Source organism: Desulfoscipio gibsoniae DSM 7213 (assembly GCF_000233715.2).
GTDB lineage: Bacteria > Bacillota > Desulfotomaculia > Desulfotomaculales > Desulfallaceae > Sporotomaculum > Sporotomaculum gibsoniae.
In genome coordinates this window covers 2,897,363-2,921,168 of the sequence record NC_021184.1, presented here as the reverse complement: position 1 = coordinate 2,921,168, position 23,806 = coordinate 2,897,363, and the positions used below count along the sequence as shown (strand labels likewise).

Genomic DNA, 23,806 nt, shown 5'->3' with positions numbered 1-23,806 from the left:
ATGGGGTTGGCGTACCCGGGGGTTCGTTGAGATTCTGGAGTAGGTGTTAATACCAGTAAAGGCTTGCGATGGAAATGGGCGGACTGATGACTCGTGGCACTGTCATAAAAGCTAAGCCAATAATACAACAGGCGCTTATAGCGCCTGTCTTTACAAATCATATATTTTAAGTACCAATTAGTTTATCAATCAACTAAATTTACTATAATCCTTTATTTCTGCTTAGCTGCTTTTATCAATGATTTCAACTGATTGACTGCCTTCTTCCGCAGCCGTTGTTCCCGGTATGCCTTTTTTAAACAAATCCATCAGGTCGTAACCGGTGAGGCCCTTCACTGTTTCAGGCAGAGTGGCCATAATGTCGGTAATGTAGCCGGAAACTTTGGCGGCACCTTGACCCTGGCCGTTTCCGGAATCTACGATGACAATTTTCTCAACTCTGGAAAGGGGTTCGGCAATGCTTTTAGCAATCTCGGGCAGTTTATCAATAATCATTTGGGCCATAGCCGCATCGTTAAATTGCTTGAACGCTTCCGCTCTTTTCAGTAAAATTTCGGCTTCGGCTTCACCTTTTTTACGGATCACTTCCACTTCAGCGTCGCCTTCCATCCTTTTGGCCTGGGCATTGGCTTCACCAAGCAGTTTGATACCTTCAGCCCGGGCCTGGGCATCCTGGATATCCTTAAATTTTATAGCTTCCGCCTGCTTTTCCTGGCTGTACTTTTCGGCATCGGCCTGTAATTTAATAGTCGCTTGAAGTTCCCTTTCCCTGCGCAGCGCTTCTTGTTCCGCAATTTCAATTTCTTTTTTCTTCCTGACGATCTCAATCTGCATTTTTTCCTGTTCAACATTTTGCTTGACCTTATTGGCCTCTATATCATAAGCCAGGTCGGCACTGGCCTTTTTCGTCTCCTGTTCTTGCCTGTATTGAGTAACTTTTAGTTCTTTTTCCTTGGTCGCCTCGGCAATTTGGGTTTCGGCCAGCAGCTGCGCCTCTTCACCAAGCCGGTTGGCTTCTGCAGTGCGGATATTGGTTTCTTTTAAGGATTCCGCCTCGGCAATGTTGGCATCGCGTTTAACTTCAGCAATTCGTTTCTTACCCAGAGCCTCCAAATAGCCGTTATCGTCGGAAATGTCCCTGATGGTAAACGCTTTGATCTCCAGGCCCATTTCCGCCAGGTCTACTGCGGCCACTTCCTGTACTTGAGAGGCAAATTTCTCTCTGTCCTTATAGATTTCTTCCACGGTAAGTTTGGATATAATTTCCCGCAGTTTGCCTTCCAGGACATCCTTGGCGGTATCTTTAATTACGTTGATAGTTTCGTTCTCTTTACCTGTGTTAAACTGCTCCAGAGCCGAAAGAATAGACTCTTTATCAGATTTAACTTTAATAACCGCCACACCATCGGCTTTAATATCAACACCCTGTTCTGTTAACGCGCCCCTGGTCTCTACGCTTATTTTCATATTTTCCAGCGAAATTTTATCCGCCCGTTCCAGCAGTGGAATGACAAAACCGCCGCCACCGGAGATAACCCGTCTTTTCAAACCTGTAACCACAAGTGCTTTATCCTGCGGAGCTTTTTTCCACATCGTGGCCACGCTGATTGATAAAAGAACCAGTACCGCAACAATGCCAACAGCAATCCAGAACATACGTAAGCCTCCTCTACATTTTGGTTACCATAAAAATATTTTTGTTAATATCCACAATGGCTACTTTGGACCCCTTTAATATTTCCTCGTTGTCTACGGATTTGGCCGGGGCGGAATATGTATTGTTATTGACGATATAAGTGATACGGCCAAAACCGCCACCCTTAATATCCAGCTGTACTTTTGCCGGAAAACCGATCAGCTCTTTTTGAGACACAGCACTGGTGCTTTGAGCTTTATACAATGGAACAATCAGAAATCTGTACATTAAAAATGAGGTTGACAAAGCCGAGACTAAGGCCATTGCCAGGGTAATCAGCGCGCCAAGTTCCAGATAATGCAGGCCGATAATGCCCACTCCGCCGAATACGGTAATAAACGCTGCTATTACCACCGGCTTGAACGGCGATATTATGGTTTCGCCTTTACCGCTGCCGGTTGTATTTGTATCCGAGTCCGTATCAAAATCAGCATCAAACTCCGTCAAATCAAAAAGTTGTCCGAGTATAAACGATACTGCGGTAAAAAGTACACCTACCCAGAAGCACAATTGAAAAGCTTTCAGCAGCATTTTAACCACCCTTTGTCCGTGGATAATTCATCTTTTAGATGTGCCACCTCCCTTATTAGAGCAAAATTTTAATCATTCATTTTTTTTGTATGTCTGCTTTTAAACGTGCCAGCTCTTCTTCAATTTCACCGGCACTGCTGCCCAGTTCGGCAAGTTCCTGGTCCAGGCTTTTGCTTAAACCGCTCAGCTCAAGGCCGGCCGCCGCTTCAGCTTCGTTTTGCAGCACTTTGGCTTCCATGCGATCAAAACCTTTACGGGCAGTGTCACTGCCAAATCCGGACATTGTTTTATTGATTTCCTTTTGCGCTTTGGCTGCCTGGTTTCTGGCTGCAAGCGTAGCTTTTTTAGCCTGCATTTTTTCAAATTCATCTTTCATATCCTGCAGCTGTTTTTTTAGACTATCCGCCACTTCCCGGGCGCGCTCGTATTGTGCCTGGTAATCCGCGGCCTTGCCGGCATGAATTTTTTTGTCTTCCAGAGCTTTTCTGGCCAGGTCTTCGCGGGTTTCTTTAAGAGCTTGCACGGCCTGGGCTGTCCTTTTTTCCATCATCTCCAGGGCGTCTTTGGCAGAGCTTTCTAAACGCTTAACTACAGCGATTTGCTTGGCCACGGCCATCTCGGCGTCAGCAATATCATCCTCCATGTCCCGCAGGTACTGTTCCAGCATTTTTACCGGGTCTTCCGCCTTATCGAGCAAACTGTTCAGATTGGCCCTGATGTTGTCACCGATTCTTTTAAACAACCCCACAATACCGCCTCCTTAATTTATTTTATATTTCATATGGTGTTTATTATTAAAAGCTTGCATATATGATTAAATGCCATCAATCGGAATAACCGTTGGCTAATTGATTGTAGACCTGTCGATACCTTTGCCTGGCCCGGGAAAGAGCTACCCGGGTTGTAGATGGGGATTTGTTCAATACTGCGCCGATTTCTTCGAAGGACAGCCCTTCAAATATCCGGAGCACAATTACTGTCCGGTACCCTGCGGGCAGCTGTTGCAGAGCCAGCGAGATCAACTGATGGTTTTCAGCCTTTTCCAGGCTGCGTACCGGGTCACCGAACCTTCCCATGTCCGGGATATCCTGATCCAGGGGCAGGCAGCGGCTCCGGAAGTGGCTGCGCAAATTAACGGTATATACATGAAAGGCGATACGAAACAGCCAGGTGGAAAGGGTAGATTCACCACGATATCTTTTTAGGGAAACCAAGACTCGATAGAACGTTTCCTGAGTCAACTCTTCCGCCAGGTTGTAATCTCCGCCCATACGGTAAAAGTAACGGAATACCGGACCGCTATAGTGGTGGTATATTTTTTCCATGGCTGACGCAGTCATATTAAACCACGCTCCTTTATTCAGTATCCGAAAGACGACAAATGTTACATCTTAGAGTTCGCAAAATATACTTTTTTTCGGCCTTATATGCTTTTATATTTAGCAACCCCCTCCTTTGCTTTTTAGCATTTGCCGGCTTATGCATTATTCTTGGTATCCAGGCTGGAAAACCGGGACCCCTTGGCGGGCCGACCTTCATGACTAAATCAAGCTGTTCTTATAATGTGCCAAGATGTGTTATGAAAAACGGGTTTGTAGTATCTATTAAGCTCTAAATGTAGTTTTAAATACTATGTCTTATCTTATATAGATATTATCACATGGTATTATAGTATTCAATAGCCTTTTATGCCAGATATAATGAAGTAATCCATGGTTTTGCAAGCTACGATAGATTTTTATTAAAAATCTATCAAATGCTTAAAATATTTCACAATATTGTTATGTATAACACGCTAAAGAGTTTTAAAATATTGACAAGTAGTATTAAAAGCCATATAATGCAGTTGAGGTGATTGTGGGATGAATCTGGAACTAAATGATAAAATATTGGAGAAGATCGGAGATGAACTGTTCTTAACGGATGAAATTAAACTTTCCGAAATCCCGGATCTTGAATTATATATGGAACAAATACTGGGTTTTCTGGAAAGTAAGCTAAGCCACTTGAAAAGAGGCTCAGATGATAAGGTTTTTACCAAAACCATGATCAATAACTATATAAAAAATGGAATATTGCACCCGCCTAAAAACAAAAAGTATACTAAAGAACACATCATTTTATTGATCTTGATTTATAATTTGAAAAACATCTTATCAATTAACGACATTCGGGCTGTTTTTACGCCCATTTTGAATGATATAAACAGCCGGGATGACGATATTATTCCGCTGGAAGAGATTTATGCAACCTATCTGGAATTGAAAGAGGATGAGTTTGAAGAGTTTTGCAGTACTTTTAATGAAAAATTCAAGCTGATCAAGGAAAAAACCAAATATATATCCGAAGAAAGGAGCCAGGATCAGGCTGAGATATTTTTAACGGTTTTGATGTTGATAGCACAGGCCAATGCAGTAAAACGGTTGGCGGAGAAGATAGTCGATAATTATTTTAATTAACTTTTATTATCCCGGATTTAGGAAGCGAGGACATATGATTAATATTCCCAACTTTCGCATAGTGGAACAACTTTATAATAAAAGGTCGATTGTTTGCCGCGCGGTTTCCGATATTGATAACCAACCGGTTATCCTTAAGGTTTTAAACACCAAACATTCCGTACCTGATGAAATAATGCGTTTCAAACGGGAGTATGAAATTATTTGTCACCTGCGGTCGAAAGGCGTTGTAACAGCGTATGGGTTGGAAGAATACCAAAATTACCTGTTTATGGTCCTGGAAGATACCGGCGGTACATCGTTGGATAAAATACTGCCTTTCGAGACAATTGATTGGCCTACTTTTATCAACCTCGCCGTTAAAACTACCAGTTTACTTGGCGATATTCACCGGTGCGGTATCGTGCACAAGGATATCAACCCGTCCAATATCACCTGGAACCGGGAAAACGGCCGGGTGCAAATTATTGATTTCGGCCTTTCTTCAGTATTAACCCTGGAAAACTCTGCAACAGGCAACCCCCAAAACCCCGAGGGAACGCTTGCCTATATAGCCCCGGAACAGACAGGCAGAATGAACCGGCCTGTGGATTTCAGGGCCGATCTGTACTCGCTGGGCGTAACTTTTTATGAAATGTTAACGGGCGGGCTGCCTTTTGTTGCCGGTGATGTGCTGGAACTGGTGCATTCCCATATAGCCAAAACGCCCCTGTCACCACATATGGTTAGTTCCAACATACCTGAAGCAATCTCAAATATAATAATGAAACTACTGGCCAAGAATGTGGAAGAGCGATACCAAAGTGCCGTCGGTGTAGAAGAAGATTTGCAAATGTGTCTCGACCAGCTTCAAACATACGGCAAAATAAAGGTTTTTGAACTTGGCAGCCAGGATATTTCCGGCAGATTTCAAATATCACCCAAAATTTATGGTCGGGACAAAGAAATAAACACTCTCCTGGATGGCTTTGAGCGAGTGAGCCGGGGTGCCGTGGAATTGATATTGGTTGCCGGGTATACGGGGATAGGCAAAACTTCATTAATAAATGAAATAGTTGAACCTGTACAAAAGCGTGGTTATTTTGTTGCAGGGAAGTTTGATCAATTTCAACGCAACATTCCTTACGCTTCATTGATTCAAGCCATACGAAAACTTGTTCGGCAAATCCTGGGAGAAAACGAAGAACAAATTGCCTTGTGGAAAGATAAAATTTTAAAAGCTTTCGGACCCAACGGGCAAATTATTATTGATTTAATTCCGGAAATAGAATTGATTACAGGCCCGCAACCTTTCGTCCACAAATTACCCCCCCTTGAATCGCAAAACCGTTTCCAGCTTGTGTTAATCAAGTTTTTACAAGTGTTTGCCGCGCAAGCTCACCCCCTGGTCATCTTTATAGACGATTTGCAATGGTCCGATACCGCCTCTATGCAGCAAATAAATTACATAATTAATAATAATGAAATAAAGTACCTTCTGTTGATTGCCGCTTACCGGGATAACGAGTTGACAGATACTCACCCGTTGCTGGCATTAGTCAGAGAAATGAAAAAATCCAGGGTGCCTGTTCATGAAATCAAGCTGGAGCCGTTAAATCAAAGTTGCATCGAGCAGTTGCTGGTAGAAACCCTTAATTGTACGGAGCAAGCTGCTTATCCCCTGGCAGAGGCATTGTTTCAAAAATCAGCCGGTAACCCCTTTTACACCAAGCAATTGTTGCATGATATCTTTGAAAATGGCTCTCTGTATTTTAACTGGCGGGAACGTAGCTGGAAATGGGATATCAGCGGTCTGCAACAGCTCAAGGCCCGGGATAACGTAATCGAACTGGTAATAAACAGAGTACAAAAACTCCCTGCAAGAACTAGGGAAGTATTAAAGTTTGCCGCCTGTGTCGGTAGAGTTTTTGAATTAAAGATGTTATCTCTGATCATGAGGCAATCAATTGAGCAAATAACCGGCGATATTTTGCCGGCCGTACACATGGGAGTTATACAACCCGTTGCCGCTTCCCCGAAACACAGTAATACCGGTGGTAAGGAAATGAAGTCTTTGGTCTATACTCCGGAATCCTGTGAATTTTTGCATGACCGTGTGTACCAGGCGGTGAGTTCTCTTTGGCCCGGCGAAGAGAAAAACCGGATCCAGCATAGGATAGGAAGAATAATGCTGCAGCAAACGGAACAGGTTTTCCCGGAAAAGAACATTTTCAAAATAGTTGATTACCTTAATGTCGGGCCGGAATTGATTACTGAACAGAGAGAGAGGGTTAAACTGGCCGAATACAATTTAATGGCGGCCAGAAAAGCTAAAATCTCAACCGCATTTGAAGCGGCTCTGCACTATTTGGAGGCGGGTGAAAAATTTTTACCGTCAGACGCCTGGAACGGGCAGTACCGCCTGACCTTTGAGCTGCATCTGGAACTCTGCCAGTGTCTTTACCAGTGCGGAAAAGCGGCTGAGGGGGACTGTTTGTTTGAAAAGTTACTGGCCAGGGCCAAATCCAAGCCGGACAGATCCGATGTGTTGGCCATGAAAGCCCTTATTGCCGCCAATGCTTTAAAATACGCGGATATATTTAAATTCGGTCTCATGGGTCTTAAGGAACTGGGATTTAAATTACCCCAACACCCCGATAAATTTAGTGTTTTAAAAGAAGTTCTATGGCTCAAGGGGCGTCTGCCTGCTCAAAAGATTAAAAACTTGCTTGCATTACCGGTAATGAATGATCTGCGTGTTATCAAAATAATGGACCAGCTTAACAACCTGGTTCCGGCCGCCAGTTTAAGCAACCCCCAATTGTTTATACTCATGCTGTTGAAAATGTCCGGCCTTTCTCTTAAATATGGTAATACGGATCATTCCGCCCTGGCTTACGCCGGGTACGGTATCATTGCCGGCGGGATATTGCAGGACTTTAAGGCTGTACGGGAACTGCAATCAGTATCAATGAAACTGGCCGACAGGGATAACAATTACCCGGTTAAGTGCAGGGTTTATTATACGGTGGCCGTATACCTCAACCATTGGGGAGAACATTTGCATAAAAGCATTGATTACTTAACCCGGGCAAAGCAATATGCTCTGGATGCCGGTGAATTTTACATGGTCGCGGGTATAACGGGACGCATGGTGCAAAATAAAATTGTATTAGGGGAGCATCTGGAAGGGATTTATGAGGAAAGCATTTCATATCTGGAATTTACCGACAGGTTCAAGCTTGAAAATACGTCAAGGTTTTTTCTCTTGGCCCAGAGGTTTGTAAAGTATCTCAGGGGTGAATCTCCCCAACCTTTTCTTTCCGGTGAAAAAGATACTTTGACCCGGGAAATAATCGAACAACGAAACGGTATGGCTGTTATGGCTTATTATTTGTTTAAAATGCAATCCTTCTATTTTGAAGGTGAGTATATAAAAGCTTTAGAGGTGCTGCGGGAGATTGATTTAGACATTACCAATTCAGTTCGGGGTATGCCTCTGGCCACAGAGTATGTATTATGGCAATCATTGATTATAACTGCCTCTTACGGGCAATTAAATAAGAAGCAAAAAAAGAATTACTTGAAAATAATCAAAAAAAACCAGCGGCAGTTGAAAAAATGGGCCGCTTCCTGCCCGCAGAATTATTTGCACAAGTATTACCTGGTGGCGGCTGAAACGGTACGGATAACCGGTAAAGAAACTGCTGCCGCAATAGAACTCTACGACCAAGCCATTGCGTCCGCGGGAGAAAACGAATATATACAAAACGCAGCCCTGGGCAATGAACTGGCGGCCAGGTTCTGGCTGGCGGCGGGCAAAGCGAACATTGCCGGGCCTTATATGCAAAAGGCATGTGTGGAATACCGTACCTGGGGTGCTGAACGGATAGCGGACAACCTGGAGCAAATGTTGCCTCAATTGTTCTCGGCAACCGCCGGACTTACCGGAACAGGAGCAAGTCAACTGGACCTGGCTTCAATAGTAAAGGTCTCACAGGTGCTTTCCGGAGAAATTGTTCTGGACCGGCTGCTGCAAAAAATGATGAAAATAATCTTGGAGAACGTCGGAGCGCAAAAAGGCTATTTTATCATGGAGAGTGAAGGTGGGCTCAGCATAGAAGCATCGGTCTCCACAAACGGGGAAGACATGCCCCTGAACTCGTCTTCAGGAGACGGAGGTACGGGCGAAGGGCCGCCGGTTATCCGGGTATCCGTTCCTCTCAGACAATGCGGGTATCTTTCCGAGGCTATCGTATATTACGTGTTCCGGACCGGGGAATTTGTAGTGCTCCATGATGCTGCGCGGGAAGGAATATTCACCCAGGATGAATATATCTCCAAATACCGTCCCAAGTCGGTAATTTGCCTGCCCGTTATCGGCAAGGGAAAGACAACCGGCATACTTTACCTGGAAAACAACCTGTTCACGGGCGCATTTACCCCTGGCCGGGTGGAAATGTTGAGGTTATTGTCTTCCCAAATAGCCATTTCCATTGAAAACGCCCGGTTGTACGCCAACCTGGAAAAATCCAGGGATCAGATATCCAGGTGGAGCCAGACCCTGGAACAAACGGTTACAGAAAGAACAAGCCAGTTGCAGCAGGCCAATCAACAACTAAAACAGGCCAAAGACGAGGCTGATGCGGCGAACCGCGCTAAAAGCGATTTCCTGGCGGTGATGAGCCATGAAATACGGACACCCCTGCACGGCATTATCGGTATGACCGAACTGATGCTGCAAACGTCGCTCAATAAAGAACAGCGGGAATACATATCTATTGTTAAAGAATCATCCGATTTGCTCATGACGGTAATTGATGACATCCTGGACTTTAGAAAGATCGAAGAGGGCAAATTAAAACTGGAAGTGACGGATTTTGATCTTCCATCCCTGGAAAAAACCGTGATTACTTCTTTAATTCCTAAAGCCAACAGCAAGGGCATTGCCCTCAAATCCCATCTCGCCCCGGAGATCCCCGCCTGGTTGCGGGGCGACCCGGTGCGCCTGAGCCAGGTGCTGTTAAATTTAGTGGGCAATGCCGTTAAATTTACCGATCAAGGCGAAGTGTCGCTGCATGTCTTGCTGGAAAAAGAGGAGCCGGAACACGTAATCCTTCGTTATGAAGTTAGGGATACCGGTATCGGGATACCGCCACAGGCTAAAAAAGATTTATTTCAGCCTTTTTACCAGGTTGGTCATACGAGTACCAGGAGACACGGGGGCTCGGGCTTGGGCTTGGCTATTTGTAAGCGACTGGTGGAACTGATGAACGGTCAAATTGGTTTTGAAAGCCTGGAAGGCCGGGGTACAACTTTCTGGTTTACAGTTCCCTTGCAACTAGGCCATGCCGCTGTTAAACCGGCTGAAAACAATGACCCGGCCGGATTGACTGTGGAGCTGATGAAAGGGAAAAATAAATCGGGCACTATTCTGGTGGTGGAGGACAATGCCATTAACCAGAAGTTAATTGTTTCCCAGTTAAAACAGCTCGGCCTGTGTGCTGAAATTGTTAATAACGGCAAGGAGGCGGTGGAAGCCGTTTCCTCTGCTAAATATACCCTGGTATTGCTGGATTGCCAGATGCCCGTTATGGACGGCTACGAGACGGCGGGCGCTATCCGCCGGCTTGAGGCTACCGGAGGAGGACGGCGAACCCCCATTATTGCAACGACAGCGGGCGTCATGACGGGAGAGAGGGAAAAATGTTTGAGCGCCGGGATGGATGATTATTTAAGCAAACCGGTCCGGCTGGCGGATTTACAAAAAATTCTGGCCCGCTGGCTGCCTGATTATGATATCACCCTGGCGCAAGATGAGCCGGTTCCGGATAGGACGGTAAGCAGGGTTGTGGATTCCTACCTGGCAGCGTTTGTTGACCCTGGCAGGCGCCGGGAGTTTCTGGATATTATCGGCGGGGATGAGGATTTTCTCGTGGAATTAGTTGAAACATTCTTACAAGATATGCCTGACAAATTAACCGCGCTCCGGAATGCCTTCCAACGCTGGGATGCGGCAGCTTTGCGCCTGCAGGCCCACGGTATGAAATCCAGCGGTTACTTGCTGGGCGCCGCCGGATTTGCGGAACTGTGCAAAAAGCTGGAAATTTTGGCTGCAGCCGGTGAATTAGAGGCAGCAACCGAGCTGATAGAAACAGTTGAAGAGGAATATCAACGGCTGGAGAAAAGGTTAAAGGCTTTTCTGGCAAACAATTAAAGGCTGGTCGCTGGTTAACAAAGGGGCTTCGCGATTTATTCGTGAAGTCCCTTTTATATCTCCTTACAAAATTTAAGTTAAAAGTTTATTAAAATGTTAAGTTAATTTTATTTTAGTTTAGATACAGTTTAACAGGTACATGTATAATTATTTCATTAATTTTAGGTGGGGTTGCTGTGATTTGTTTTAAGACTAACGTCCTTCGCAAGCAATATTTAGTGTATTTGGTGATAACCATATTATTATTTTCCTTAATACCCGTAGCAATGGCTAATTCCATAGACAATCAAGTCTTTTCCGATGTACCAAACACGAATGCCAACTCATTATTTATTAACTACCTAGCTAACAAGGGAATAATTAATGGTTTTTCAGACGGAACTTTTAGGCCTGATTCGGGGATAACCCGTGCAGAGGCAGTTTCACTTCTCGTCCATGCTGCTGGATTAAAATCACAATCTTCAGCAATATCCTTTATTGATGTTCCCACCGGACACTGGGCAGAAGGTAGTATCAAGACAGCAGTTTCGTCGGGTTTAGTGCGTGGGTATCCCGACGGGACTTTTCGTCCTAACGAAGTATTAAACAGGGCAGAAGGTATAGCACTGATCCTGCGCATTTCCGGACAGACAGTCTCCGGCATTGAGCTTCCTGTTCTGGAAGATTTAATGCCCGGCCACTGGGCTGCGCAATCGGTCGCCATTGGTCTGGCATCAGGAATGATAGGTATGTCTGGCGATAAAAAACATTTCTTTCCCGGTGCACCGTTAACACGTGGAGACATGTCGAGGGCACTGGCAGTCCTTTTAACCAGGGACGAAATACTGTACGAAACAGAATTACCATGCACTTTAAAGATTACCGGCGGAGAGGTTAGCCTGATCAAAGCATCAAATAATAATAGTGAACAGGTAAAAGAAACGATATCAATTAATTTGGGAGATAAAATAAAAACATCCCGGGATAGCTCTGCTGAACTAGTTTTCCCCGACGGAACCGGCATATTGATAAAAGAAAATACCGAACTGACCTTAAAGGATGCCAAAGGTCGTTCCTATATAACCATTGGTGGCAAAGCCGGTATTGCAGTGGATTGGCTGGAAGTGTACCTAAAGCAGGGACAAATATTCGGCGCTCTGTCAATACCACAGCAGGCAAGTGTCGATGTTGATAAGAACAGTAACGTTGGTATTACAAAGCGTACCATGGTTGCTTCGCTTAATAATATAAAAATATCAGATTTAATTGCCAATACAAAGCCTGACCAGGGTGGACAAAACGCGCCCTGGTTTGAGGCCTCTCAAAATAAAAAAGTCAAAGTAAAGGTAGACATGCCCTGGGGTGTGGCAGCCGTCCGGGGGACTTTCTGGGAGAACTATGTGGCTAGCAACGGTAGTTTCAGAACAAGCCTGCTAACCGGTGAAGTAGAAGTAACCTCCGGCGGTCAGACAGTTTCACTGGTACAGGGTCAGCAAACAGCAACACTGTCATCCCAGGCCCCGCCAGCCCCTCCTGCGCCCATGACTACCCAGAATATGCAGGCATGGGCACAGGTATCAGACTGGGCACAGCAGAGGGCAGATGATATCGAGGCCAACCAGGAACCGGCATTACCGTCACCAGCATCACCACAACCTGTACAAACACAGCAACCTTCGCAGCAACCGGCAGGTGGTCAAACACTGCAATCATTAATTAACCAGGCATTGGGCCAGGTGTCCCAAGGCATACCACCGCTACCTGCGGCACTTCAAACAGGAACTTCAAATACTCCCACTTCTACTGGAGGCGGAGGTGGCGGAGGTGGTGGAGGCGGCGGTAATACGGGGTCAGTAGTTATAAGCCCTATTACTGATATTAGCCTAAGTGCCGGAGGCAGCCAGAGCATAAGTGTAACAAGTACACCGGCTGATGCAAGCAAGAGCGCAGTATCCAGTGATGAAAGCGTGGCAACAGTAGCAGTAAACGGGGATAGCGTAACCATAACCGGCCATGCTCCGGGAACCGCCACCATAACCGTAACCGCCAGCAAGACCGGCTACACCAGCGGCACAACAACATTCACTGTAACAGTAGCTGGCACAGTAGAAATAAATGCCATAGCTGGTTTAAACCTGAACCTAAATGACGGAGGCAGCCAGAGCATCAGCGTAACAAGCACACCGGCCGATGCGACCAAGAGTGCAGTATCGAGTGATGAAAGCGTGGCTACAGTAACCGTAAGCGGTAACAATATAACCATAACGGGCCATGCTCCGGGAACAACCACCATAACCGTAACAGCCAGTAAAGCCGGCTACACCAGCGGCACCAGACAATTTACGGTAACAGTAATACCCCTTAACGCTGCAATCAACCCGACGACAGCGAACTTTGACAAGAACGAAACAAACCAGTCAGATGTAGAAGTAACCATGACCTTAAACGGCAACACGCTATCTGCAATTAAAAATGGTGTAAACACTTTGGAAAATGGCACCGACTACACAGTGGCCGGGGATGTAGTAACCATTAAGAAAGGTTACCTGGCAGCCCGGAACATTGGTGATGTAATACTGACCTTTGCCTTCAATGCCGGCGTGGATCCCACACTGACAGTGATCGTGGTAGATACAACCCCGCAGAACTCTGCAATCAACCCGACGACAGCGAACTTTGACAAGAACGTAGCAAACCAGTCAGATGTAGAAGTAACCATGACCTTAAACGGCAACACGCTGTCTGCAATTAAAAATGGTGTAAACACTTTGGAAAATGGCACCGACTACACAGTGGCCGGGGATGTAGTAACCATTAAGAAAGGTTACCTGGCAGCCCAGAACATTGGTGATGTAATACTGACCTTTGACTTCAGTGCCGGCGTGGATCGCACACTGACAGTGATCGTGGTAGATACAACCCCGCAGACCCCGCAGAACTCTGCAATCAACCCGACGACAGCGAACTTTGACAAGAACGAGACAAACCAGTCAGATGTAGAAGTAACCATGACCTTAAACGGCAACACGCTGTCTGCAATTAAAAATGGTGTAAACACTTTGGGAAATGGCACCGACTACACAGTGGCCGGGGATGTAATAACCATTAAGAAAGGTTACCTGGCAGCCCAGAACATTGGTGATGTAATACTGACCTTTGACTTCAGTGCCGGCGTGGATCGCACACTGACAGTGATCGTGGTAGATACAACCCCGCAGACCCCGCAGAACTCTGCAATCAACCCGACGACAGCGAACTTTGACAAGAACGAAACAAACCAGTCAGATGTAGAAGTAACCATGACCTTAAACGGCAACACGCTATCTGCAATTAAAAATGGTGTAAACACTTTGGAAAATGGCACCGACTACACAGTGGCCGGGGATGTAATAACCATTAAGAAAGGTTACCTGGCAGCCCAGAACATTGGAGATGTAATACTGACCTTTGACTTCAGTGCCGGCGTGGATCCCACACTGACAGTGAGCGTGGTAGATACAACCCCGCAGACCCCGCAGAACTCTGCAATCAACCCGACAGCAGCGAACTTTGACAAGAACGAAACAAACCAGTCAGATGTAGAAGTAACCATGACCTTAAACGGCAACACGCTGTCTGCAATTAAAAATGGTGTAAACACTTTGGAAAATGGCACAGACTACACAGTGGCCGGGAATGTAGTAACCATTAAGAAAGGTTACCTGGCAGCCCAGAACCTTGGAGATGTAATACTGACCTTTGACTTCAGTGCCGGTGTGGATCCCACACTGACAGTGAGCGTAGTCGATACAACAACCCTTCCTTTTGTACACTTTGACTGCAATGTGCTGATGGAGGGTTATATCGGAGATGGATTCGTATATGTTGATGTTTTTGGTGAGAATACGAACTTCTCTGAAGATACACAAGTTATTATTAATGATAAACATGGCAACGACGTTACAGAAATAGCAACAGCTGAGGGGTGGGATCTGTTTAAATTTTATTCTGCAACTAATGCCAGTTTACTAATTGCCGAAGGATTGACATCTGATGGTAGCCCGTACAACCTTACTTTCGACGAGAGTGTTTCTGCAGAGTTATTTGTTGAAAGAGTTACAGTGGCAGTGGCAATTGACGATACACCAACGGAACATTTAATCCTCACCTTCACAATAGATGGCAACTCAACATTTAGATCCGATATTTTAGGAGAGCTAAGCGAATACATCAACTTAAGTGGCGTACTTGAGAACTTAACGGTTATTGATGCGGAGCTCATATCAGATAAGGTTTTGACTCTTACGCTAGATGGAGCAGTTTTTGGCATTGGAGAAGTCTATTTCGACAGTGACGCTTGGAGTGGTGAGGTAGATTTCATTGTTCCTATTGGTATTCTTGGTTAGGCTGAATTAACAAGCAACGATTCTTACAGTTCAAACTATAGTAGAATCAGCATAGCAGTTAATTAGCCTGAAAAGTATCCGTAATAGGTAGTGAACAATTAAGTAATTCCAGGTCAGATCGTAACAAAATAACCCTGTCCGACATAACCGCCGGACAGGGTTTATATTTTCAATTTCAATTCATTTTACATGGGAAGGAAAGACCCAGTGTTGAAACATATCCATATCTATGGCGGTTTATGTACATGCCTATCTGGCAGACACACATAAAATTTAAGTTGCGTTTAGAGAACGTTTACCAAAAGTTTATAAACCATTGCTAAAATAAAATAGAAAAAGATAAAAGGATGGTTTAAATGTCGCATTGGTGCGAGTCCGCCGGGGACGCGGAAACCTGGTATGCGGTCCTGGACCAACTGGCCCGGGAACTGCCCCGCCGGCATGTCAACTTATATTTCCAGAGAAGCCGCGATGACATGGAGAAGGAGCTTCTGGAACTGCGCCGGGCCCTCCCCGGGATGAAAGAAAGCGAGATTAAGGCGGCCATCGCCCGGTGGGTGGCTTCGGCAGGAGATGCCCACACCCAGTTATGGTGGCGGCCGGAAAAAGTATATCCCCTGACCCTGTACTGGTTTAAGGAAGGAATTTACGTCACCCATGCCGCTCCCGGTTACGGTCATATTCTCAACTGCCGGCTGGTTGAAATTAACGGCAAAGGCATTGAGGAAATAGAAAAGGCCATCACCGGGGTTATAGCCCATGAGAACAAGTGGTGGCTAAAAAGAAACATTCCCTGGTATCTGGTGCGCCCGGAAGTCCTGCACGGGCTTGGCATCCTGCCTGACCCGGACCGGGTTTTAATGACTTTCCGGGATACCGGGAAACAACCTGTCACTGAACTGATCCATGCACTCCCGGTGAGCGAAAACTCCGTCTGGGCAGGCAAAGGGGGACTGTGGCCCCAGCACCCGCAAGCTCCTGTACCAGAACCCCTATACCTGAAAAACAGGGGCATGCCTTACTGGTATGAGCATCTTCCGGATACCGGTACAGTATATTTCCAATATAATGCCTGTTTGAATGACTCCAGCAACCCCCTGGACAGCTTTATCCGGCAACAGCTTGCCTTCCTGCGGGACAGCGATGTGGAGAGGCTGATTATTGATTTGCGCCACAATAATGGCGGTAATTCCAGGCTGCTGCAACCTTTCATCCGGGAAGTACGAAACATGGAACATGTCAACCGGCCGGGAGGGTTGTACGTCATTGTAGGACGGGAAACATTTTCTGCGGGAATGTTCAATGGCCTGCAGTTCAGAGAAGCCACCAGGGCTATTTTTGTCGGTGAACCGACGGGTGGAAAACCGAACGGCTACGGCGAAGTGATGTCTTTTCAACTGGCCGGCACAAACCTTTACGTCAGCTATTCCACCCAATATTTCCGGTGCAGCCGGGAGGAGAGCCCCTCTTTTGTCCCCGACCGGGTTGTGGAACTGACCTTTACCGCCTACCTGCACAAGAAAGACCCCGTGCTGGAACATATTTTTCAGGAAAAAAGCCCATATCTTTGGCGATTTATGTTACAAGCCTGACCTGCAAATGTTATATAAAATTTATAAAAATTTAAATTAAGTTTAGGCCGTGTTTAACAAAAATTTATGAACGATTGCTACAATTTTTATAGAATTATGTAAGGAGTGTAAATTATGTTTACTATTCAACCGCTTGTGCCGGCAATGATACCTCAATATGAAGTATTCAGCGATCCACAGATGCGCGAAATTATACGCCGGGATTGTTTAAATGAGAGAACTGTGATTGGAGCCGCTTCACATTTTTTGGGGCCTGCCGGTCTTGTCCTGGCCCGGATATTCGATAACGGACAAGGTGGTTTAATGGGGGACGTGAAAAGTTTATTTGTTGGCGGCAGCTATAGAAATAACGGTCTTGGTACTGAATTGCTTTTATATGTGGAAAGGAAACTAAAAGAAAAAGGTTGCCAAAATATTTTTATTCGTTTCCCCGCCGGTAAAAAATATACACCCGCAGTAGAAAAGATCCTGCAAAAGTGCGGCTGGAGCGAACCGGTAAAGCGGAGGGTGTATAACAAATATAATATTTTCCACTTTAAGAACGGGTGGATAGATCGTGTTTCCCTGGGTGACTGCTGTGCCGCAATCCCCTGGCCTGAGATTTCCGGGGAGAAGCTGGAAGAAGTAAAAAACGGTCATAACAAATGGTATCCGGATTGGGCGTCTCCTTTTCAGCCACATCTTAAAAATCCCCACCCGGCCACAAGCCTATGGTTGTCCTACCGGGGAGAGATAGCCGGTTATGTGATTACAAATCGTGTTGCAGAAGATACCTTATTTTGGGAGAGGCTCTATGTAAGGCCGGACTTGCAAAAAACCGGCCTTGGTATCCGGCTGATGGCGGAAGCAATAAAAAATCAGATCAAGGAAGGTATAACTTATGCTGAAATGGACCTGGCCTACTACCCTGAATTTATAACCAACCAGCACTTAATCAGATTTTTTGAAAAACATTGCAGTCCGAACAAGCCGGGCAGGCCGGCCGCTATAGATTCGGTGGTTTTTATGCAATCCGTAAAGGAAATTTAATTATATATTACCCAATTTAAGGAGGCAAAAGATGAAACCTTCCAGATACAACTTTATCTGGCCTGCCGAAAACTCTGACAACATGATCATTTATAACAGCATGACCGGCGGGCTGGTGGAAACTGAAAAGACCTGCATTGATTTGTTGAGTGCCGACCGGATTGACTATAACTCGCTCTCACCCCGGGGGAAGCAGTTTATTGACCGCATGAAGCAAGGGGGTTTTGTGATTGATGACGTTGTTGACGAGCTGTTAATCTTAAAAAAAATGTATAACAGCAGCAAATACAACCGCAGCAAGTTACCCATAACCATTGTTCCGACCATGCGGTGCAATTTCGACTGCATCTACTGTTTTCAGCATCCCGGCGAGGGAGAAGAACCCCGGTACGATAAGGGGATGTCTGAAACTGTGCAGCAGGCTTTGCTTGAGTTCATAACCGATAGAGCAAATAAATTAGACTCTTTACATATTTTTTGGTATGGCGGCGAGCCGCTGCTGGAAAAAGATTTAATCTATACATTATCAAAAAAAATGATTGATATCGCCGCTCAAAATAACATAGCCTACTATGCCAAGATGGTTACCAACGGCTACCTGATTGCCCATGATCCAAAAATTATACAAAGGCTGAAAGACAGCAAAATCACTTCCCTGCAAATTACCCTGGACGGCCCGCCGGAGGTGCATAACCGGCGCAGAATGCTCAAGGGAAGTCATAAACCTACCTTCGACCGCATCCTGCAGGGTATAAAACTACTGGCGGAAGAAGGATTTGATGTGACGATCAGGATCAATACAGATAAATCAAATGTGCATGATACTGATAAATTACTGGATATTCTTTACAGCAATAATCTTAAAAATGTTCATATCTATCAGGGCTTTGTTTATGCGGATACACCCGGGTGCCATAATTATCAATGCAGTACTTTGACCTTGGAACAGGCGAGAGACCTGAAAATAGAATTTCATAAATCTTTACTGCAAAAACAGTTTAATATTGATAAAGCGCGTTATTATCCCTCACTAACTTTTGCCTGTGGTGCCTGCAGCCCGGATGCATATATCATTTCCCCGGATGGAGATCTGTATAAGTGCTGGAAAGAAACCGGCCGAAAGGAAGCCAGTGTGGGTAATATCACTAATTTTAAGGCCCGCAGCAACAGCCAGCGGATGCACGAAATTCGCTGGCTGTTATGGGAACCCTTTACCAATGACCACTGCCCGGAATGCAAAAGGCTGCCCATTTGCATGGGAGGCTGTGGCTACTCGGAAATAGTCAACGGCCAACCTAAAAAATGCAATCCTTTAGATGATCATCTTGAACAATATATAAAAACACTATATTTTCATGAAAAGAGCCAGTTGTAAAAGACATGTCAGATGGCCTTGCCGAAAACAAGAGGCTTGTTCCTTTGGGAACGTTCTCTTTATATGTTGTAAAAAATTTATAAAAATTTAAGTTGTGTTTAAAACGCGTTTACCAAAAATTTATAAACAAATGTTATATTTTTTTAATGATCATAGAGTTTTGTTACATAGGTTATTTTGTTTAAACAAAATTCTATGGATCTGGTGATCAACTTAAAAAGGAGGTGATGAGGCTATGGAAACGAACAGCAACAAAAATTTGACACGGAGGGAAATTGAAGAACAAATCATTAAAAAAGCCGGGGAAGACGAGGGGTTTAAAAAGGAATTGATGTCTGATCCCCACAAGACCATTGCCCAGTTCGGGGTTGAAATCCCAAAGGAAATTGATATTAAAGTAGTTGAAGAAACACCAAAACTGGCCTACCTTGTATTGCCGATGAGCCAGGAAGTATTAGCCGACGGAGCACTGGATATGGTTGCAGGCGGGTGCAGTTGTACCATGGGCCAAATTGCTATAGAGCCGCCCTTACGGTGATGAGTATTATTCTATTATTTAACCCCGGAAGTTTTTCTTCCGGGGTGTTTTCTGCGTTTGGCAGCGCATCGTTCTTAAGGGTGAAAGTCAGCAACGCAACAATGGGGTCAAGCTTTGACGCCTTGTTGGTGGGATAAATGCCAAAGAATATCCCTATCGTGTCTTCCCGGAAATGCACCGGAAATTTTTAAACTAATGTGGCCAGGGATAGCACTAATATATGCCAGGCCTGATCCGCCATGATTACCAGCCAGGGTACATTAGCGGAACCAGTTACCCTTTCGGTCCAGAAATGCACGAAACCACGGCGGTCCAGCACCAGGTGGGCCAGGAATACCAGTAATATTCCACGCCAGCTAAGCCCGCCGGCCGCCACCGCCGGCAGGGCCACCGCCAGTGTGTATACCGTTGAATGCACCAGCAGCGGCGCCCATCGGGTTGTCTTGCCCTCCGCCATCCAGCGGTTCTGCAGCAGGTAATCGCCCACCAGGTGCCCCACCAGAAGCCAGGCAAAAAGATTCATCGGTTAAATCCCCTTCCCGATAAAGATACCAACTTTAAACAATAATAATATAAAAGCACCGGAACGCTATCAAATGGTATACACTCCAACCGGCTCAGTAAAGCCTTTAACTTGGGCATGGCCCAGGTAGCTCAATTCCGGTACCGAATTGCCATCAGCCTCATCCAACATGTGTTTGGAACGTTCACTAATAACGATCAGGGTTTCGAAAGTTTTGGTCAACCCCTCCACCCGTGAAGCCAGGTTGACGTCTTCGCCTATAACTGTGTAGTCCATGCGTTCGGGGCTGCCCACGTTACCCACCAGCACGCTGCCGGAGTTGATTCCAACTCCGATGTTCAGCGGCTGCTGACCCTGCTCCACCCATTTTCTGTTCAGAATGTTGATTTCTTTTTGGATATCCACAGCAGCCATAATGGCCCGCTGCACATGGTCCGGGTAATAAACCGGGGCGCCAAAAATAGCCATCAGGCCGTCCCCCAGGTACTTGTCCAGGGTCCCGCCGTGATTGAAAATAACCCGGGTCATGGCAGTAAGGTATTCGTTCAGCCGGCTGACCACTTCCTCCGGGGGTTTGTTTTCGCTGTAGGATGTAAAGCCGCGTATATCGCAAAACATAACCGTCAGGGACTGGCGGCGGCCGCCCAGCATCACTTCAGCGGGGCTTTCCATTAATTCCTCAACCACGTCGGGCGATACATAACGGCTAAACATGGCCCTGGTGCGGCGGCGGCCCATCTCGGCCTGGATGAAATCGGCTGCTGTAAGCGCAGCGTAAGTCATAAACACCAGTACCACCGGCGCGGCAACATTAAGCCACAGGCGGGCATACCACCAAAGGCCAAACGACGTCCCGGACACGGCCAAAAGGACCGACAGGGTGCCGCCGAGCCCAACCCAGGGGCCACGTCCTGAAACCACTAGCACTGTCAACATGCCCGCCAATAAAAGAAAAGCCAGGTTGAGCACCGAAGAGACTTCGCGGTACCAGCGCCCGTCCAGGAAACTCTGCACCGCCGAAGCGTGAATCTCCACACCCGGGGTGGGCAAAGCGCCGCTTAGCACCATGTTGGAGCCGGTATATGGTGTGGGATAATTATCCTTTTCTGCGGAAGCAGTAGGGCCAATGAGCACGATACGGTCTTTAAAAGTGTCCGGCGACAACACACCGTTTAAAACATCTGCGCAACTGTAAGTTTTAAAGGCTCCTTGGGAACCCCAGAAACAGGGCATGGCCCGGTTCATTTCGTCCAATGGTATTTCCCGCTCCCCGAAAACCAATCGGCGGGGTGACACTTCCAGTTGTGTGTGATCCATTCCCAGCGCTGCCATGGTCACCGCCAGGTTCAGAGAGGGAAAAGGTACTTCAAAAGTGTTCACGTCCACGGTGGTAACCCGGCGCACCACCTGGTCGGGATCGGTGGGCATATTCACAAAACCAAGCCCGGCAACACCGGCCATGATTTCGGGGCAGGGCGGCTGGAATACTTGCGCCACTTCGCCGTTGGGTTCACGCTCAAAAGCAAACTGGCTGGCCAGTATCACCCGGCCGTGTTCCGCTATGGCGATTCCCAAGGCTTCGTCCTCTGTCGGATCTGTGGGTACGTCGAACACAAGGTCAAACCCCACCACCCGGGCTTCACTCAATGCTTCCAACAGCCTGGCGTGGGTGGAACGGGGCCAGGGCAGGGGTCCGATTTTCTGGATGGAGGCCTCGTCCATGGCCACGATAACTACCCGCTCCCCGGGATCCCGCACCCCCTGCAGCCGAAACCAGGCGTCGTACATAGCCAATTCCACCCGATTGAACAGCCCCGCCATGACCGCCAACTGCACCAACGTGAATAGTACCAGGGCCAGCGGCCATTTCAATCTTCCAATTTTTTTATTTGCCATGTTAGCAGAATCTGTAGGTTTTTCCGATCCGCCAGGCGTTCTTCCGGGTGTGGGTGATGATGTGTTTTCGAACATTGTATTCTCCTTACCATTCAAGGATCTGAAAGATTCGAATTGCTTTCGCTATAGATAAAACAAATACCGCCGGCAACCATGTCCAACTCTTCATCGAGCATTTCTTCCGGTAAGACGGGAAGAACAAGATAGGCTACTCTGGCTGATTCCTCCATCACCTTAACTTCAACCTCTTTCGAAATATGGGTACCCAACCGGGCAATTGCTTTATGTGGATTAGTCAGAAGTTGATTCTTGAAAGTTTCATCTTCCCGGGCTTTCTGAACAATTTTTTCCTTGAGGTCCCGCGGGATCACCGGCATATCTTCCTGGCTCACCTTGACTTACCTCCTATCTAACAAAACCAATTTTATATGACCTATTCTCACTTCAATAAATATTATAGCAACTGTTTCTAAATTATTTATAAACGCATAATAAACTTTTATTAAATATTTAACCGGTTATATAAACAATATGAATAAAAAATGCGCATATATTGCAGGATAAACATTATTTTGGCAGTATTATTATAAAAAAACATAAAAAAGAAGGGAGTAATATGGCCGGAGAAAAAATTTTGGTGGTTGATGATGAAGCCGTAGTAAGAAAATTAGCCAGCCATCATCTGGTCAAAAACGGCTTTCAGGTAATCACGGCCGAGGATGGCTATAAGGTTTTTGATCTGCTTCGGACACATAGACCCAACTTGATTATCCTGGACATACTTATGCCTGGCCTGGACGGGATTGAAGTTTGTCGTGAAGTACGCAAGGAGAGTGACGTTCCCATCATCTTTCTCACCTCCAAAAACGACTCATCAGATATTGTACTGGGTCTCGGGGTAGGTGGAGATGACTATATAATCAAACCATTCAACCCAAACGAAATGATTGCCCGGGTAAGGGCAAACTTACGCCGCCATTTCCTGCCAAGCTCAAACTGCGAACCTCCTGAGAAAAGTCAATTACTTCATTTTCCCGGTCTGGAAATAGACTTGAACAACCGTACCGTTTTGGTTGACGGTTCCCCGATCACACTGACCAATAAAGAGTTTGAACTTCTCGTGTTACTTGCTCAAAATCCCAACCGGATTTTTAAATATGACCATTTGCTGGAACTGGTGTGGAAGTTCAATGATAATACCGATAACAGGACGCTGATGGTTCATATTAACAGGCTGCGTAAAAAAATTGAGCAGAACCCCTCCCAACCCCGGTATATCATTACAGTGAGGGGAATAGGTTATAAGTTGCATAACAGCAAAGAAAAGTAAAGCCGTGTTTATAGATTGTCGACAAAAATTAACATTTCCTTAGTTTCACCTTAAATCCGGCTGTTCAAAAAAGCTTTTACCGATTAACCGGTGAAGGCTTTTAATTTTTGTATTCAATTTAAACAAAATTTATCCGATAGCTAACCGCCACTAATACTCCCGCTTCTCCAAGCGGGAGATATACCCTCCGGGCACGCGAGCGGCGCTAAGCTCCTGGATAACAAATTCTAAGATTCAGATGGGGTTAAAACCCCACCTGAATTAAGAATTTGTTTAT

15 protein-coding genes are annotated in these 23,806 nt (G+C 45.9%); 8 read left to right on the top strand and 7 right to left on the bottom strand.

Translation table 11 applies throughout. The features are described from left to right. Window positions 1–222: 222 nt before the first annotated feature. From DESGI_RS13700 to DESGI_RS13685, 4 genes are all read right to left on the bottom strand, one after another. Window positions 223–1,656, bottom strand: a complete 1,434-nt coding sequence (locus DESGI_RS13700; RefSeq protein WP_006523552.1) for a flotillin family protein — start codon at window positions 1,654–1,656, stop codon at window positions 223–225. A 13-nt stretch (window positions 1,657–1,669) separates the two neighbouring features. Then, the gene (locus tag DESGI_RS13695) at window positions 1,670–2,227 is read right to left on the bottom strand and encodes an NfeD family membrane protein (RefSeq protein WP_006523553.1); all 558 of its coding nucleotides are present in this window, start codon (window positions 2,225–2,227) and stop codon (window positions 1,670–1,672) included. A gap of 76 nt (window positions 2,228–2,303) precedes the next feature. After that, on the bottom strand, window positions 2,304–2,975 hold the full coding sequence (locus tag DESGI_RS13690; RefSeq protein ID WP_006523554.1) for a PspA/IM30 family protein: 672 nt from the start codon (window positions 2,973–2,975) through the stop codon (window positions 2,304–2,306). A 76-nt stretch (window positions 2,976–3,051) separates the two neighbouring features. Next, complete coding sequence (locus tag DESGI_RS13685) at window positions 3,052–3,567, bottom strand: RNA polymerase sigma factor (RefSeq protein ID WP_006523555.1); 516 nt, start codon at window positions 3,565–3,567, stop codon at window positions 3,052–3,054. Window positions 3,568–4,089: 522 nt separating this feature from the next. Here DESGI_RS13685 and DESGI_RS13680 point away from each other — a divergent pair. From DESGI_RS13680 to DESGI_RS13650, 7 genes are all read left to right on the top strand, one after another. Further along, window positions 4,090–4,686, top strand: a complete 597-nt coding sequence (locus DESGI_RS13680) for a DUF1836 domain-containing protein (RefSeq protein WP_006523556.1) — start codon at window positions 4,090–4,092, stop codon at window positions 4,684–4,686. Window positions 4,687–4,720: 34 nt separating this feature from the next. Next, window positions 4,721–10,882, top strand: a complete 6,162-nt coding sequence (locus DESGI_RS13675) for a hybrid sensor histidine kinase/response regulator (RefSeq protein WP_006523557.1) — start codon at window positions 4,721–4,723, stop codon at window positions 10,880–10,882. A 176-nt stretch (window positions 10,883–11,058) separates the two neighbouring features. Then, complete coding sequence (locus tag DESGI_RS23140; RefSeq protein ID WP_015617976.1) at window positions 11,059–15,246, top strand: X2-like carbohydrate binding domain-containing protein; 4,188 nt, start codon at window positions 11,059–11,061, stop codon at window positions 15,244–15,246. 356 nt (window positions 15,247–15,602) lie between these two features. After that, entirely contained in the window at window positions 15,603–16,838 is a 1,236-nt protein-coding gene (locus tag DESGI_RS13665) for a S41 family peptidase (protein ID WP_006523559.1), read from the top strand. Window positions 16,839–16,952: 114 nt separating this feature from the next. Beyond that, window positions 16,953–17,867 (top strand): GNAT family N-acetyltransferase, encoded by a 915-nt coding sequence (locus tag DESGI_RS13660; RefSeq protein ID WP_006523560.1) that lies wholly within the window; start codon window positions 16,953–16,955, stop codon window positions 17,865–17,867. Between the two features lie 31 nt (window positions 17,868–17,898). Next, complete coding sequence (locus DESGI_RS13655; RefSeq protein WP_006523561.1) at window positions 17,899–19,242, top strand: radical SAM/SPASM domain-containing protein; 1,344 nt, start codon at window positions 17,899–17,901, stop codon at window positions 19,240–19,242. Window positions 19,243–19,477: 235 nt separating this feature from the next. Then, on the top strand, window positions 19,478–19,780 hold the full coding sequence (locus tag DESGI_RS13650) for an NHLP leader peptide family RiPP precursor (RefSeq protein WP_006523562.1): 303 nt from the start codon (window positions 19,478–19,480) through the stop codon (window positions 19,778–19,780). Between the two features lie 187 nt (window positions 19,781–19,967). Here the strand turns inward: DESGI_RS13650 and DESGI_RS13645 are convergent, their stop codons facing one another. The 3 genes from DESGI_RS13645 to DESGI_RS13635 form a co-directional block, all read right to left on the bottom strand. After that, window positions 19,968–20,303 (bottom strand): DUF3307 domain-containing protein, encoded by a 336-nt coding sequence (locus DESGI_RS13645; protein ID WP_006523563.1) that lies wholly within the window; start codon window positions 20,301–20,303, stop codon window positions 19,968–19,970. 69 nt (window positions 20,304–20,372) lie between these two features. Then, entirely contained in the window at window positions 20,373–22,274 is a 1,902-nt protein-coding gene (locus DESGI_RS13640; RefSeq protein ID WP_006523564.1) for a CHASE2 domain-containing protein, read from the bottom strand. A 17-nt stretch (window positions 22,275–22,291) separates the two neighbouring features. After that, window positions 22,292–22,591 carry an NHLP leader peptide family RiPP precursor gene (locus DESGI_RS13635; RefSeq protein ID WP_006523565.1) on the bottom strand — a complete coding sequence of 100 codons (300 nt, stop codon included), beginning with the start codon at window positions 22,589–22,591 and terminating at the stop codon, window positions 22,292–22,294. 224 nt (window positions 22,592–22,815) lie between these two features. Between DESGI_RS13635 and DESGI_RS13630 the strand changes: the two genes are divergently transcribed. Further along, on the top strand, window positions 22,816–23,529 hold the full coding sequence (locus tag DESGI_RS13630; protein WP_006523566.1) for a response regulator: 714 nt from the start codon (window positions 22,816–22,818) through the stop codon (window positions 23,527–23,529). Window positions 23,530–23,806 lie beyond the last annotated feature (277 nt).

Bases quoted from the DNA above. Each gene is read 5' to 3' on its own strand.
- DESGI_RS13685 (WP_006523555.1), bottom strand. From the start codon at position 3,567: ATGACTGCGTCAGCCATGGAAAAAATATACCACCACTATAGCGGTCCG.
- DESGI_RS13655 (WP_006523561.1), top strand. From the start codon at position 17,899: ATGAAACCTTCCAGATACAACTTTATCTGGCCTGCCGAAAACTCTGAC.
- DESGI_RS13645 (WP_006523563.1), bottom strand. From the start codon at position 20,303: ATGAATCTTTTTGCCTGGCTTCTGGTGGGGCACCTGGTGGGCGATTAC.
- DESGI_RS13695 (WP_006523553.1), bottom strand. From the start codon at position 2,227: ATGCTGCTGAAAGCTTTTCAATTGTGCTTCTGGGTAGGTGTACTTTTT.
- DESGI_RS13665 (WP_006523559.1), top strand. From the start codon at position 15,603: ATGTCGCATTGGTGCGAGTCCGCCGGGGACGCGGAAACCTGGTATGCG.
- DESGI_RS13675 (WP_006523557.1), top strand. From the start codon at position 4,721: ATGATTAATATTCCCAACTTTCGCATAGTGGAACAACTTTATAATAAA.
- DESGI_RS13650 (WP_006523562.1), top strand. From the start codon at position 19,478: ATGGAAACGAACAGCAACAAAAATTTGACACGGAGGGAAATTGAAGAA.
- DESGI_RS13630 (WP_006523566.1), top strand. From the start codon at position 22,816: ATGGCCGGAGAAAAAATTTTGGTGGTTGATGATGAAGCCGTAGTAAGA.
- DESGI_RS13640 (WP_006523564.1), bottom strand. From the start codon at position 22,274: ATGTTCGAAAACACATCATCACCCACACCCGGAAGAACGCCTGGCGGA.
- DESGI_RS13680 (WP_006523556.1), top strand. From the start codon at position 4,090: ATGAATCTGGAACTAAATGATAAAATATTGGAGAAGATCGGAGATGAA.
- DESGI_RS13660 (WP_006523560.1), top strand. From the start codon at position 16,953: ATGTTTACTATTCAACCGCTTGTGCCGGCAATGATACCTCAATATGAA.
- DESGI_RS13700 (WP_006523552.1), bottom strand. From the start codon at position 1,656: ATGTTCTGGATTGCTGTTGGCATTGTTGCGGTACTGGTTCTTTTATCA.